Annotated in this window: 17 protein-coding genes; 11 read left to right on the forward strand and 6 right to left on the reverse strand. The window is 32.8% G+C overall.

The annotated features are described in order from the left end of the window. Window positions 1-21 precede the first annotated feature (21 nt). A complete protein-coding gene (locus tag U9R83_RS27495; RefSeq protein WP_014462115.1) occupies window positions 22-237 on the reverse strand; it encodes a spore coat protein in 216 nt (71 codons plus the stop codon). 296 nt (window positions 238-533) lie between these two features. Between U9R83_RS27495 and U9R83_RS27500 the strand changes: the two genes are divergently transcribed. Then, on the forward strand, window positions 534-1355 hold the full coding sequence (locus U9R83_RS27500; protein WP_014462114.1) for a YncE family protein: 822 nt from the start codon (window positions 534-536) through the stop codon (window positions 1353-1355). A 142-nt stretch (window positions 1356-1497) separates the two neighbouring features. On the opposite strand, the gene U9R83_RS27505 is transcribed toward U9R83_RS27500, so the two are convergent. Next, the gene (locus tag U9R83_RS27505) at window positions 1498-2241 is read right to left on the reverse strand and encodes a hypothetical protein (RefSeq protein ID WP_014462113.1); all 744 of its coding nucleotides are present in this window, start codon (window positions 2239-2241) and stop codon (window positions 1498-1500) included. Between the two features lie 169 nt (window positions 2242-2410). On the opposite strand from U9R83_RS27505, the gene U9R83_RS27510 reads away from it, so the two are divergent. From U9R83_RS27510 to U9R83_RS27535, 6 genes are all read left to right on the forward strand, one after another. Continuing rightward, window positions 2411-2560 (forward strand): hypothetical protein, encoded by a 150-nt coding sequence (locus U9R83_RS27510; RefSeq protein WP_014462112.1) that lies wholly within the window; start codon window positions 2411-2413, stop codon window positions 2558-2560. Window positions 2561-2800: 240 nt separating this feature from the next. Next, on the forward strand, window positions 2801-3457 hold the full coding sequence (locus U9R83_RS27515; protein ID WP_033580846.1) for a PIG-L deacetylase family protein: 657 nt from the start codon (window positions 2801-2803) through the stop codon (window positions 3455-3457). Beyond that, complete coding sequence (locus U9R83_RS27520) at window positions 3454-4758, forward strand: glycosyltransferase family 4 protein (protein ID WP_014462110.1); 1305 nt, start codon at window positions 3454-3456, stop codon at window positions 4756-4758. The genes U9R83_RS27515 and U9R83_RS27520 overlap by 4 nt, the downstream gene beginning before the upstream one ends. A gap of 3 nt (window positions 4759-4761) precedes the next feature. After that, window positions 4762-5937 carry a carboxylate--amine ligase gene (locus U9R83_RS27525; protein WP_014462109.1) on the forward strand — a complete coding sequence of 392 codons (1176 nt, stop codon included), beginning with the start codon at window positions 4762-4764 and terminating at the stop codon, window positions 5935-5937. A 5-nt stretch (window positions 5938-5942) separates the two neighbouring features. Then, the gene (locus tag U9R83_RS27530) at window positions 5943-6998 is read left to right on the forward strand and encodes an ecdysteroid 22-kinase family protein (RefSeq protein WP_243550565.1); all 1056 of its coding nucleotides are present in this window, start codon (window positions 5943-5945) and stop codon (window positions 6996-6998) included. A 139-nt stretch (window positions 6999-7137) separates the two neighbouring features. Next, the gene (locus U9R83_RS27535) at window positions 7138-7569 is read left to right on the forward strand and encodes a hypothetical protein (RefSeq protein WP_328575567.1); all 432 of its coding nucleotides are present in this window, start codon (window positions 7138-7140) and stop codon (window positions 7567-7569) included. Between the two features lie 191 nt (window positions 7570-7760). Here U9R83_RS27535 and U9R83_RS27540 read toward each other — a convergent pair whose 3' ends face one another. Beyond that, on the reverse strand, window positions 7761-8273 hold the full coding sequence (locus U9R83_RS27540; protein ID WP_014462106.1) for a hypothetical protein: 513 nt from the start codon (window positions 8271-8273) through the stop codon (window positions 7761-7763). Between the two features lie 418 nt (window positions 8274-8691). Beyond that, window positions 8692-9168, reverse strand: coding sequence for a hypothetical protein (locus U9R83_RS27545; protein ID WP_014462105.1), 477 nt, complete (start codon window positions 9166-9168; stop codon window positions 8692-8694). 709 nt (window positions 9169-9877) lie between these two features. Here U9R83_RS27545 and U9R83_RS27550 point away from each other — a divergent pair. Beyond that, window positions 9878-10336: a DUF4183 domain-containing protein gene (locus tag U9R83_RS27550; RefSeq protein WP_328575568.1), complete on the forward strand. Its 459-nt coding sequence runs from the start codon at window positions 9878-9880 to the stop codon at window positions 10334-10336. An 85-nt stretch (window positions 10337-10421) separates the two neighbouring features. Here U9R83_RS27550 and U9R83_RS27555 read toward each other — a convergent pair whose 3' ends face one another. Continuing rightward, entirely contained in the window at window positions 10422-10706 is a 285-nt protein-coding gene (locus tag U9R83_RS27555; RefSeq protein WP_014462103.1) for a DUF4183 domain-containing protein, read from the reverse strand. 317 nt (window positions 10707-11023) lie between these two features. Here U9R83_RS27555 and U9R83_RS27560 point away from each other — a divergent pair, with 317 nt between their 5' ends. From U9R83_RS27560 to U9R83_RS27570, 3 genes are all read left to right on the forward strand, one after another. Then, window positions 11024-11428 (forward strand): DUF4183 domain-containing protein, encoded by a 405-nt coding sequence (locus U9R83_RS27560; protein WP_014462102.1) that lies wholly within the window; start codon window positions 11024-11026, stop codon window positions 11426-11428. Window positions 11429-11639: 211 nt separating this feature from the next. Then, window positions 11640-12341 carry a DUF1796 family putative cysteine peptidase gene (locus tag U9R83_RS27565; RefSeq protein WP_014462100.1) on the forward strand — a complete coding sequence of 234 codons (702 nt, stop codon included), beginning with the start codon at window positions 11640-11642 and terminating at the stop codon, window positions 12339-12341. Between the two features lie 108 nt (window positions 12342-12449). After that, the gene (locus U9R83_RS27570; RefSeq protein ID WP_014462099.1) at window positions 12450-12938 is read left to right on the forward strand and encodes a spore coat protein; all 489 of its coding nucleotides are present in this window, start codon (window positions 12450-12452) and stop codon (window positions 12936-12938) included. Between the two features lie 415 nt (window positions 12939-13353). Here the strand turns inward: U9R83_RS27570 and U9R83_RS27575 are convergent, their stop codons facing one another. Continuing rightward, window positions 13354-13881 carry an adenylate kinase DNA topology modulator gene (locus U9R83_RS27575; protein ID WP_209369621.1) on the reverse strand — a complete coding sequence of 176 codons (528 nt, stop codon included), beginning with the start codon at window positions 13879-13881 and terminating at the stop codon, window positions 13354-13356. Between the last annotated feature and the right edge of the window lie 2 nt (window positions 13882-13883).

Consider the following 13883-nt stretch of genomic DNA (forward strand, 5'->3'; position numbering starts at 1 on the left):
GGCGTTTATAAATAATATAATTTATTTTTTTTTGTTGGTAGCATTTGTTTGTTTTACAAACTCATCCACTCGTTTTGACAAATCTTCAACCATTTCTTTAAGCATTTGTTTCTTCTCTTCAGATAGGTTTCCTTTAATTTTTTCTTTATCTATGCCATGTTTAGAAAAAACATCGTTTACTAATAAGTCCATTAACTTATTTGGAACAATCTCCGGTTTTTTAGGTGAATCACTCATATTAATCGCTCCTTCTATATAAGGTCGTTATTCATAACAACATATGCAGGAATGGCCTAAAAGGAAACAATTCCCCCTTGTTTTCACATGTTGTTGAAGCGATTTTTTACTCACCAATATTTTCATTTAAATAAAAACAGTAGCATTTCTATCTTAGGTTAACTGTACTAGCCATCTCTGTCGCCTAAAAATTTAAGATAATAAAATAAATTTAACATCATATATTTGTACATAAGGTAAGTGCCTTATGTTTTCAACAATTTTCTTAACAGTATTTATGAAAAGAGTTGAGTTAAATGGGAAAAAAAGCAAAGGTTGTGCATGTTGCAGGTGATTTTTTATCTCCAAAAGGAAAATCATCTACTAATCAAATTTATACAATAAATGAGGATAACAATACGGTTTCTGTGATGGATGGATTAACTGATGATTTAATTGCCACTATAAATGTAGGACGTCAGCCAGCAAACGTAAATGGCAATCCATCTACTAATCGTATTTATGTGACTAATAAAGGTGATAATACAGTTTCCGTCATTGATGCAGGTACAAATACAGTTATTGGAATTATTCCAGTTGGGAGTCAGCCTTCAGGTGTAGGGGTTAATCCCTACACGGATAGAGTTTATATCACAAATGCTGGGGATGATACTGTTTCCGTCATTAATGGTGCAACCAATATTGTTGTTGCCACAATACCTGTAGAAACCCACCCAATTAATTTAGATGTCCATCCCTATATTAACCGTATTTATGTAGCTAATAAATTTAAAAATACAGTCTCTGTCATTGATGGATTGACGAATGCTGTAATGGCTACAGTGCAAGTCGGTGATCAGCCTACTGACCTAGGGGCTAACCTATCTAACAATCGTATTTATGTAGCTAATAAAAATGGTGATACCGTTTCCGTCATTGATGCAGGTACAAATGCTGTAATTGGAATAGTACCTGTCATAGAACAACCTTCTATGGTTGATGTTAACGCAGCCAATAATCAAATTCACGTAACGAATGAAGAAAATAGTGTAGTCTCTGTCATTGATGGTGCCACTAATATTGTCATTGCTACCCTCCCTGTCGGTGATCAGTCAACTTATACAATAACCGATACCTAATATAAGAACATAACGTGGATACTTATGTTCTATAAGAGGTGGCATAACCATGATTTTATTTTATAACCTGTAGCAACAATAATCTTATAGAAACACAATTATTGTTGCTACAATTAATGATTTCAAATATTTCTTAAGGAGTTCACTCTTTATCAAAATTTCTCCATTTTTGATAAAGAGAAGGTTGAATATCTTTAACATGAGATAAAAATTCTTTTGATAAGTTTAATCCCTTCAAATCTTTTAGTAATTTAATAGGAGTAGGTCGCTTAGAACTAAAAGCTCTTTTAAGATCAATTATTTTTAAATTTCCCTGTTCAGTTATTAGAACATGCCGTAATTCCGTATCTTGTCTACGAAAACTTAATTTCTTTAATTCATTAAAGAGGCTTATCAATTGTACAACCAAAGCCTTTTCTATATATTGATTTTTTTTCAGATGTTTTGCCAAGGAAATTCCTTTTATATATTCCATGACTATGTAATTTGGTCCATAATCGTAGAGATGAGGAATAATAAAAGACGACTGCCCCACTTTTATTGCTTCTAACTCTTTTTTATATACCTCTTCCTTAAAAAATACTTTTACACATCGATTATCAGTCAATTGATAAATAACACCATCTTTGCCTTGTCCAACTACCTTATACCTTTTAAAATTCATAAGTTCATTTTCTTTTTCTCCTATTAATTTCTGAGAAGAGTGCCCAAATGCTTTATCATTCAACAAGTCTAATTTTTTAACGCTGTTAGACGGAACAAGCTGGACATTATTATTACTCAGCAGCTGATACTTTTTCTTATTGTGCCATTTAAAGAGAGTTTCTTTCGGAAGCCTATCCCACCTATCATAATCACTACGATAATGAAAATATGATTTTCCCATTCTGTTCCTCCTTCCCCATTTGTTATTCTATTCGTTTATAAATAAATTGCTTGTATACTTATCCATCTACATATAAGTTCGCGAAAAATTTTTGTTCAAATCCAAGACAAGCACCCTCTCCTGTTACCAACGGTTACATACTATAGTAATGAAAGAGGTGAATATTGATATGAAGTATAAAGAAGATTGGACTTTGGAAGAGAAAGATCATAAAAATCCTTGTAAAAAGTGTGAGAAACATAAAAAACATGATTCTTGTAAGGATACTTGTAAAGAAATGAGAGTTATAAATTTATGGAAATTAAACTCTAAGTATTAATTTTACCTAAAAAAGAAATAAGACCTATTGGCATTTAGCAATAGGTCTTATTTCTTTTATGGCTCTACTTTTTCTTACTACTAAAATTACATAATGAAAGAAGCAACAAATATGCCTTCTATATTAATTAGTATAGCTCTAATTTTTAATTCTCCGCCAATGACGGTTTCTAATATCTGGATAAGCTCATATATTGTTTATAGTACAAGTATAGAAGAAAAAGCTACAGGAGGCACAGATATGAGCAATTGTATATTAGTAATCGGGGCTCATCCTGATGATGAACTATTAGGAACCGCAGGAACCTTAAAAAAATTTGTAGATGAAGGGTATAAAGTAATTTCGGTAATTACTGCTTTGGGCAGAAAGGAAGAAGCTCATCATATTCAGAAATTTGGTCGACTTGCTAATAAAGAAATTGGTATTGAAGAAGTAGTATTTCTTGAGCATGTCAATTTGGAACTAGAAATGATTCCTCTTCACGAATTAACGAAAGAAATCGAGCAGCTTATCAAAAAATACAAACCGGTCAAGATTTTTACACATCACTATGGAGATCTAAATAGAGATCATCAGATCACTTTTCAGGCGGTATTAACTGCAACTAGACCACTCCCATATACTTCCCCCATAGAATTAATTACATTTGAAACCGTTTCGTCGAGTGAATGGGGTGCTTTCTCTTGTGAAAAGACATTTAAACCAAATTTTTTTGTAGATGTTACGGCCACCATGGAAAGTAAACTTAATGCCCTTAAACATTATGATCTCGAAATGAGATCGTTCCCTCATCCTCGTTCTTATGAAGGTGTTAAGTACTTAGGAAGGCTAAGAGGCATGAGCATTGGCGTACCTTATGCTGAAGCTTTTGAAATTATAAGGAGGGTTTGGAAATGAACCATGAAATTGCCTTTCCCTACCCCTATCTAATCGACACGTTAGACCAATATTATGGACTTAAGTCGCGCTCTTCTAGAAAAACCATTTCAAAAGAAAATTCGAAAAGAAGAAGCTCTTCAAGAAAAAATTCGAAAAAGAAATTTTCTATTTTAATTGCTACCTTTTGGAGCTTCCCTCACGTGGGTGGACTGTCGAATTATATCTCTACTTTAAGTAAAGGTTTAAAAAGTCAAGGACATAAAGTAGACATTATTTCTCCTAATCAATTTTCAATGTCAAAAGTAAAGCAATTCCGAGAAGTTGCTACCCAAAATTTAAAACATTTTTTTACCAAACGTTATGGAAGTTACAATGACAGAATTTTAAATCATCAAAGACTTATATATGTATATGAAAAAATGCTCGAAACAATAAATTTAGAAAAATATGATATTCTTCATGCACAAGATTTGTTTACAGCAAATATCTTGGGAAGATTTAATGAATTCTATAATAAACCCTTATTTTACACGCCACATGGAATGTTCACATCTAATAGACTCAAATTTAACATCATTAAAAAGTCGTCTGTAGAAGAAGCATATTTTACGGAGCTTGAAAGTAAAGCAATAGAATATGCAAGTCATATTATTGTTTTAAGCGATTCGTTTCGTGAACCATTAATAAAGCTAGGAGCAAAAAATAGAAACATCACTACAGTTATTACGGGAATTGATTATCCAGTGAACCAAAGGGAAGGAAAAGAAAAGGATTCACAAAATCTAGTTATTACATGCGTAGCTAGGCTTGGTCCTCGAAAAGGACATAATTATCTGTTTGACGCACTGGCACGTCTAAAAAAATATACTTCCAATGTAGAGGTATTAATCGTCGGTGATGGACAAATGAGAGAGAAATTAGAAAAACAGAAAAAGGCTCTGGGTTTATCAATGGTAAACTTTTTAGGTTCTAGAGACGATGTACCTTCACTCTTAAATAAAACTGACATTTTTGTACTTCCAACAATCAATGATAGCTTACCCATTTCAATAATTGAAGCTATGCATAGTGGTACTGCTGTAATTTCCACAAATTGCGGAGGAATTCCTGAGCTGATAAAGCATAATAAAACAGGTATTATTGTCGAACCTGGGGACCCTGAACAGCTAGCACATGCATTAAAATTTCTCATTACAAATAAAGAAGTGCGAAATAAAATGAGCACAACTGCGAAAAACCATGCTAAAAACCACTTAACTGTAGACAGCATGGTAGGAAAAATAAAACATTTGTACACTGATTTTTGGGAGATGAATTAAAGTATGAACCATGAACACTCTGCAGTTATTCTTGATTTGAGCGCTAACGGGATTGGCATTATTAGAAGCTTAACAGCAAAAGGTATTAATGTTTACGCTTTTGACACAGAAAAACCATATAAAATAGGAAAATCACGCCTAGCTACTTGCAGTATATGCCCTAGTCCTGTAACTGAGGAAAAGAAACTATTAAACTTCTTAATTAACCTCTCTAAAAAAATTGGTTCAAAACCTGTCTTGTATACAGGAGCAGATGACTACGTACAATTCATTTCCAAAAACCGAGACGAATTGCTAAATTACTTCTTGTTTTTATTACCTGATGATAATTTAGTTGAGCAAGTGCTTGATAAAAACAAAACTTACGAGCTCGCCGTCAAGCATAATATTCCATGTCCAAAAACATATGTAATAGATAGTAAAGAGGAACTTGAAGAGGCTATCTTAAATGTTGAATTCCCATGTATTTTAAAACCTGTTCTCGGCCACGAGTTCAGAAAGAAAATCAACAAAAAAGCAATTGTATTTGATACTCCTGAGCAGTTAAGGAATGATTATTGTTTTTATAGAGAATGCGGACAATTAGTTATTCAAGAACTGATTCCTGGAGACAATCAATGCTTTTATAAAGTAGCTACTCTCTATAATGAAAATATGGAACTACTTGCATTATTCTCCTTACAAAAAAACCATCAGTTTCCTGCCGAATTTGGAACAGGTGCTCATATCGTCAGCAAAAGAGTTCCTGAACTTATCGATATATGTCTCCCATTTTTTGAAGAAATAAAGCTCAAAGGCATAGGCATGGCTGAATTCAAAAAGGATCCAAGAGATGGAATTTATAAATTCATTGAAATAAACCCTCGCTTTTGGCTTACCCATAGTCTCACAGGCCCCTCAGGTATTGACTTTGCCTACACCTATTATTTATACCTCACTAACCAAAATCCAGAGCCTAGATTGAATCAAATAGACGGTATTAAATGGATTTACCTTATAAGGTATTACCTTACTTTCCTTCAAAAGAAAAAAACTTCCGAAATGACATTCAAAGATTTTTATCTGGGGCTGCAAGGTCAAAAAGAGTTTGCTCTATTTGCATGGAATGATCCAATGCCATTTTTCAGAAGCGCATGGTCTCATTTAGTTAATACGTGGAAACGTAAGCGAAAGGAATGATTACTATGTATGATCTTAAGGCGCTCTATTATCAGATTAAAGATTTAAAAATAGCAGAAAAACTTTCTTATTCGATGGGTGAGAAAATTACAGTTATCCCTTCAGAAATTAAGTGTTTAAAATCAACAAAACGAAGTAGTATATATAAATTACTGCTTCAAAGAAAAAATGGTTATTATCCAATTATCTTTAAGGTCTACAATTCGACAGCCTACAAAAATGAAGTAGAGATTACTATTTACAAAAAATCTTACCCCATTTTAAAAGAGTTTTTGCCTCGCATTTATCTTGTAGAAACAGTCAAAAATGAAACCTGGGTCTTTATGGAATTTGTTAATCAAATACGTGGACAATTGACCTTCTCTCCGTCTCACTTTCAATATATTATTCCCAGTATAGCTAAACTTCATGGTCAAACTTTTGAAAATAGGTTTAAAAAGAATGAAAACGTTTGGAGAGATTGGCTACCTGTTTATACTGCTACAAAAAAGAATAGGGCCAAATCTATGAATCAAACAGTTGACCTATTGCATGCAGCAATGAAAGATGATCGTATTGGCCATATTATAAAACCTTATTATTCATCATTAATTAAGCTATACAATAAAGGACCGGATTTCTTTCCTGAATTAACTAAAAATGGATTAGCTATTACGCATGGCGATCTACACATGCAAAATATATGTAGCAAAAATGTTACTGGACATACACCATGGCCTATTCAATTCATTGATTGGGAGTCAGCCAAATACGCTCCAGTATGGTTTGACATGGTTGTATTAGTGGAACTATTGTTAGGCTTCAGAAAAGACTGGCAACCAAATGCAGAGAAAATACGTACTCAGTGTGTGGGTCTATACGTGGCTGAAATGAAAAAACACGGAATTACCTTTAAAACAAACCCTATGATTCTTTATAAAATGGCCTATCTCCAGCGAACCTTGGAAAGAGGCCTTCACACTCAACTGAGAAGGATTGCTGATAACCGTGAAGGTGAACTTTTAAGTTACCATCTTGAAAAAATTTCAACATGGGGTAAAGAGTTAGGAATATATCAATAAATGCTTTTTTTATGCTGCTTTTAGACTATTAACTTAAAAATAGTCTAAAAGCCATTTTTACCTCAATGTACAAGCAATTTTTCTGTTTGAAAATAGAATATATAGAAACACCAATTTTAAACAAAGGTAGGGAATTCATTTGACTAAATTTTATTATGATCAAAATGATGAAAGTAAGCACTGCTTAAAAGCGATGTATGACCTTCGTAAGAACAAAGATGAAAAAGATAAATGCAAAGACAAGCATGAAAAAGATCATGGCAAAGATAAATGCAAAGACAAGCACGAAAAAGATCATGGCAAAGATAAATGCAAAGACAAGCACGAAAAAGATTATGGCAAAGATAAATGCAAAGACAAGCACGAAAAAGATCATGGCAAAGGTAAATGCAAAGACAAACATGAAAAAGATTATGGCAAAGATAAATGCAAAGACAAACATGAAAAAGATTATGGCAAAGATAAATGCAAAGACAAACATGAAAAAGATTATGGCAAAGATAAAGTTGTCTTTTACGAAAAAGACTATGCTAAAAATAAATGTAAGTGCAGTAAAAGTTATTACAATTAAGTTATTTAATTCTAACCCTAATTACTTGTAACTAAATAATGAGTAAGGACTATTAGCTCTCGGGTTAATAGCCCTTTTCTTTTTTTACAGAATGTCTAAAATATAGATGCAGTAAACTACTTGAGATTTTCTAGTAATAAAAAGCCACCTTGCACAATTTGCTTTGTGCAAGGTGGCTTTTTATTACTGTTCTAGAAGCAACAACCTTTGTTCGGTTTTTTATTTTGATTACTGCAACCAATACAAAATGTTTTTTGGATAAAGACATTTAAAGTTCCAGCCGTAGTAGCAGAAGGATTCGAAACAGTTAATTTTTCAAAGTTTTCAACTTGAAAAGCTCTTGTAGAACCTGCAGGTATAGTCGCTGAGATCGGTAGTCTAGATCCTCTAACAAAAATTGATACCGTAAGACCAGTAGCTACACCAACGCCAGTAGCTGCAGCTGATAACTGAAGAAGCGTTTTGTTATGGTTTCTAGTAAAGTCTTCAAAAACAGTTACATCTATAGCATTGGCAGGAACTGCAATAGTTAACGGGATATTTCCTGTTAAATTGGTTCCAGAACCCTCAATTGTATGATTTTCAATAAAGAATTTTTCATTTTCTTTTTTCTTATTATATGAACCCTTAGATGGGTAAGCAGCTTCTACATAATATAATTCATCGTTTTTATTATGGTGACGATAGCTTTTTATAATAATCACTCCTTTTTTATTTATATACTATTTTATTCATTTGTTTATAAAACGTTTGTGTGCTTGTCCAATAATAGTCATTTTCATAAAAAAAGTGATTATTCGACTATCTAATTTCAGGTTAACAACACGTTAAAGGAATTATTTGTATGTAGAGATAAGAAAATTAGAGTAGAAATTTCGCAGAGGTTGGTTGTTTGATAAGCTAATAGAAACAGTAGTAGTGAAGTTTCAGGCGTAAACAAAGATGTAAAATTCAAGTACAATACAATGCTTTAATTGCAGAATTTCACCCCCTCACCATTTGGTGAATAGAAAATGCATTCATGCAGGATTCAATTAGAACATTCACCTTTTGTTCCCTCTCAGGTGTTTTCCTGGGATCAAAAGGTGAATCTCTACACCTATACAAATTCATATAAATTGTTTACAGAGTTAGTTTACGTTCATTAATCATTTCGTAAACTATATCTTCATTGTTTTCTAAAAGCTCTTTAGTAGTGGTACTATGGTTTTTGGCATGGCGAGAAAAATTCGCTTTGCTATACCATTGATGACATAAAGGACAAGGTAATTCGTTTTCAACTTCATAATTAATTGACGTCCACCTCGTAGAAAAAAAAGGAGATTTAGCTGTATTTTCTTTTGTATACAAAGTGTTTTCACTATGCATACGATTTTGTATTCGCTGTGTAGTTGCAGCAACTTCATTTGTACTGGCGTTGTATAGAACATCTTCTAATTCTTCTTTAATGAGCAAATATCCAGCTTCAGACATAGATAACCCTAACTCTTCACAACGTTGTCGAAATTGCTCATATATGCTTTCCGGTAACCGAATGGGCAAAACCTTACTTGGTTCTTTTGCTTTTGATTGCCGAGCGTACTTATCCAATTTCCCCAACCTTATCACCTCATTTATACAATTTGTATATACATTCAATACAAATCTTTATTGTTCCTGCTAGCGCCTTAACTACATCCTGTATACGCTATGTAGTTAAGGCGTTTTAGAGTGAAACCTATTTACTTAATAAACTTGGTGGATGAAGAGGTAAAAATTGTATCGATAATGCTCCTAAACAGTGAGCCCGGATGATGCTAGTTATCAGTAGGATTCACTCTTAGGTTATAGATTCTATAGCACTTATACTATCATTAGGCGCTCATTTACCAAGTAAATGAATACCATAAGTATTGGAAGTTCTATTTGAAGAAACAACTGAAAAACTTACAGTTATTTTAATATTTGTTAACAAACCTATATATAATCATTTCAGATAAAGAAGACACGTGTGAATGTATATGTTGGACAAAAGTCGCTAGAGTAATATTTCTTCATCTTTTCCTTATAACAGCTATAAAAGGTCAAGTTATAATTAACTACTCTAATGTATAAAGAACCTCAAGGTTACCTTTCTTCTTTTATCCTTCTTGTATGTCTACTCTCCCCTTCACTGATTTAAGGTAGATGAAATTGCAATAAAAGGAGGTATTGACACTTGATACGTAGATACGTTCTCTGTAAAAAGATCTCTTACAAAAAAAAGAAACGAAAAGCTCATTGTTACAGATCACCCCATTCTGTATATGTTTCCAATTCACAATCTATATTGGTATTTTGTTCCATCCATAACCTCTGTAATCAAAAGTACAGAGGACCTCAAGGACCTCAAGGACCTCAAGGACCTCAGGGGCCTCAGGGACCTCAGGGGCCTCAGGGACCTCAGGGGCCTCAGGGACCTCAGGGACCTCAGGGGCCTCAGGGGCCTCAGGGGCCTCAGGGGCCTCCACTCTCAGATTTAATTCCCTCCACTAATTTATTATATTTTACTTTTTCAGATGGTCAAAAACGCCTATATACCAATAATGATGGGATAGCTCAATATGGAACCACTGAAATATTGGCACCTGAAGAAGCTTCTTATATCAATTTATTTATTAATGGTATTCTACAGCCTCATATTAATTATCAAATTCAAAAAGGAAGCTTAACTTTACTCACAGAAGAAGTACCTTCAAAAGGGGTTCCTATTATTATCCAATTTGTGTTAATTAATAAGGAAGTATAAAAAAGTTTATAAATTCTAAGATAGTCATAAAAAAAAGAACTGACTTCCCCAGTTGGGAAATCAGCTAAAAAATAGAATACATTAGTTAGTTTACAACAAACTCAACCACAATAGGGGTAGCAGATGAAAGGGTGTCTCCATCAGGAATGGTAATAGAACTAGTAGTAACTGTTGAAGTATCACCTGTTTGGATTTGCCCGTTAATATAAAGATTATAATAAGCAGGAGCAGTTGGAAAAACTGTAGCAGCTGTTCCTCCATCAGTAGTAAAAGCTGTAGCAAGAATACTATAGGTAGCGCCAGTACCTGTTCCTGCTCCTGCAGTGCTACTAAACCTTAAAGAATTCATAAAGGGCTTAACGATTGGCATTTATGATCCTCCCTTCTTAATTATTGAATTATTTATCGCTCTTCTTTTTCTAGAATTTTAAAGTGCTTCTTTACGAATACACTTTGAAATCATTAAAGGAAGTATAAAACAACGCTAATTCTCTATTTATTATTCTTCTACTTTAATTTAGAAACGGCAAAAGACCTAAATGGTAAAAAGATTCTTCACCATTTAAAAATTTGGACTACCTCTATAGACTATTGACCGTGGCAAATAATAGAAATCTGACTATTAATAGATAGAGGGGATATTAACATTCTTTCTACATCCTATGCTTCGAAAGGAGAATAAGACATATGCCTATTATTAAACCTGTTTTTACAGCCACTAGTACAATTGCTGGAGATATTACAGTAGCAACAGCAACGAGTGTGGCTCCTACCCCAGCAAGATTTACAACATTTGTAACGGCCCCAATGGTTGCAGGAGGAGTCACATCGATACCTGCTGGAAGCTTTATTGATGATGTAGGAGCAACAATCACAGCTTTGCCGGATGTAACAGCTAATTCTTACGCTAATATATATATCAATGGAGTCATGCAACCTACTAATGTCTACACTTTATCTACTACAGCATTAAACATTGATGATGCTGTAACGATTGGAGCACCTGTAATTGTAGAATTTGTTACTCACTCTGCAACTTCTACCTCAACTCCAACTAGTACGTTATCTGTCACTACCGTAATTAATACGTAAACCCATATCCAATAAGAAAACATGACAAATCTATAATGTTGTCATGTTCTTTTACATATAAGACGTTAAGAATTTGAATTTCAATATAAATTATAAATAACTTTTTCGACATATAATTCTCTCAAAAAGGTGATTTTCATAAATATACTTTTTATTGTCCAAGCAATTTAAAATCCCTTTATATATATTAATAATGTAAGAAAATAAAGGAGTGATTAATATAAACTTACAAGATATCAAGGGCTCTTATCATTTGATAGCTGGTTTAGGAAGCTGGTGTGGGCCAGCACTTTATTCGGAACGTCGCAACTTGAGAAAGCATTCGTTTCCCCTCGATTGGATGCAATCTCCTTATCTCCCTGATGTAAATACATTATTAAGAAATAAGTTTCAAGGTTTTATGGAAGTAGAAAACATAGTTGAAAAAGACATACTCGCTAATTATATGGATGATAACGGATATCCTATTTTTAAACCAGGAACTTCTGAATCAATAAGAGCTCATTATGTTACAGATATTAAATATAACATTGACTCTGTCCACGACTTTCCCATGATTCCTAATCAAGACTGGTCTGCCCAATATCCACCTTATAAAATAAGATTAGATCATCGTATTCAAACATTTCTTAATCAAATCGCGCAAAGTCAACGTACGTTATTTATAAGATATGAATGGATGCCCACAAGCTACGAAGACGTAATTAACTTAAAATCAATTTTAACAGACATGACTAACGGTAACTTTAACCTTCTGTTAGTTGAGACTGTTGACGAAGAATTACATGGAGTAAAAGACATGAATTTTGGAACACCTGAAGACAAAATTTGTTGGGTTCAAGTTTCGCGAGATAATTGCACCAATACTTCTGTTTGGAATGATTTATTAAGCGGAATAACACTATTAAATTAAACGTTACTCTTTTTTCCTATAATATATAAAAGAAAAGGGACAAGTATACAAGCAAACCTCCTTAATTTTCATATTAATATAATAGAAACATATAAAGGAGGTTACACTTTGAGTTGTTCTAAAAAAAGAAAGTGCTACTGTAGTTGTCTAAATTCCAAACCTTCAAGAAAAAAAGAAAAAAATTGTAAAAAAACAAGATGTGCAGAGAAAAATTATTTTTGTTCCAATAGATATAACAATGCACTTATTGAAACTGATACAAGACAAGAGATCCTCAGTGATCAAGTTTCTGATTCAATCATTCTTGTAAAAAACTCCTGTGATGTTACTATTACTGCAACAGATACACAGACAACCATATTTCTTCAAAGCTTCATACAAATATTAACCATTTTCTTACTTTCAATAGGTCTCGATGCCAATTCAATGAGGCTGTTTTTACAAGAAGTTTCTCAGACCGCAAGGTCACTTCAATTAAATAGACAAAGAGTTATCGTTAAAAACAGTAAAGGTGTCAATGTAACAACATCCAATAACGATACAGCTGTTTTTATACAAAATTTTTTACAAGCGTTGACCTTATTACTAACTCCTTAGAAAACCATTGACCGTTTAATAACCTGTTAATAGAATTGTTGAAAATACTATGCGAACAGAGTTATGACAAGTAGTATCTTCAATATATCCTCATAAACTAACTAACAGTGTACAAGCTATTGAAAATTCTTTGCTACTACAGCCTGTACACTATTTTATTACAGAGAAAGTTATCTAAAGCCACTACATTTATAGAATGCCTATATTACAACAAAAAGCAAAACACTTTTTATAACCTCTATGTAAACGATTTTCCATAACTATAAAAGAGTTTTTCATTCATCATAAATACATATGTACGTAAAAAAGAAGCGTGTTAGCACACATTCCATATCTAGGGACAAATAAGTAACGCTTGAAAAAAGAAATGGAGTAATTCAGTAACTTATAAATTACCTATAGGTAAACGTTTTTTCTATCCGTATTTCCCATTTCTTAATGTAGCAAGTAATTGTTCTAAATTATATTTTCTCGCAATGTGAAATAAGCTTTTCCCTGGTTCTCCTTCATACTTCTGAAAAAGATCCAATATAATAGGTCGATTTTCTTGATGAAATTTATCTATTTTATAAAAACTTTGTTTAGTCAATTTTTCAGTTATTTTTATATACATTTGTTTATTCTGTTCTCTTATTAAAAATCGTTCTTTTGATTCTTGAGGAAAAACATCTAAAAAAATAATAATATCGGCTTTACTAAAACGTACATCATATGTATCAAGATATCCCCATCCCTCAATAACCCAACTTGCTGTATTTAACACCTTTTCCAACCTTTTTTTAAAATATCTCTTTCTTTGCCGAATTTGCGTTATTTTTCTCATTTTAGGTTCTCTAAACCACAAATCTAAATGATGGATAGGTATATGTAATTTTTCACTTAACTGTGTAGCTAGTGTAGTTTTACCAGAACAATAATTTCCTAATATAACAATTTTATACACAA

This window comes from Priestia sp. LL-8, assembly GCF_036227845.1.
GTDB lineage: Bacteria > Bacillota > Bacilli > Bacillales > Bacillaceae_H > Priestia > Priestia zanthoxyli.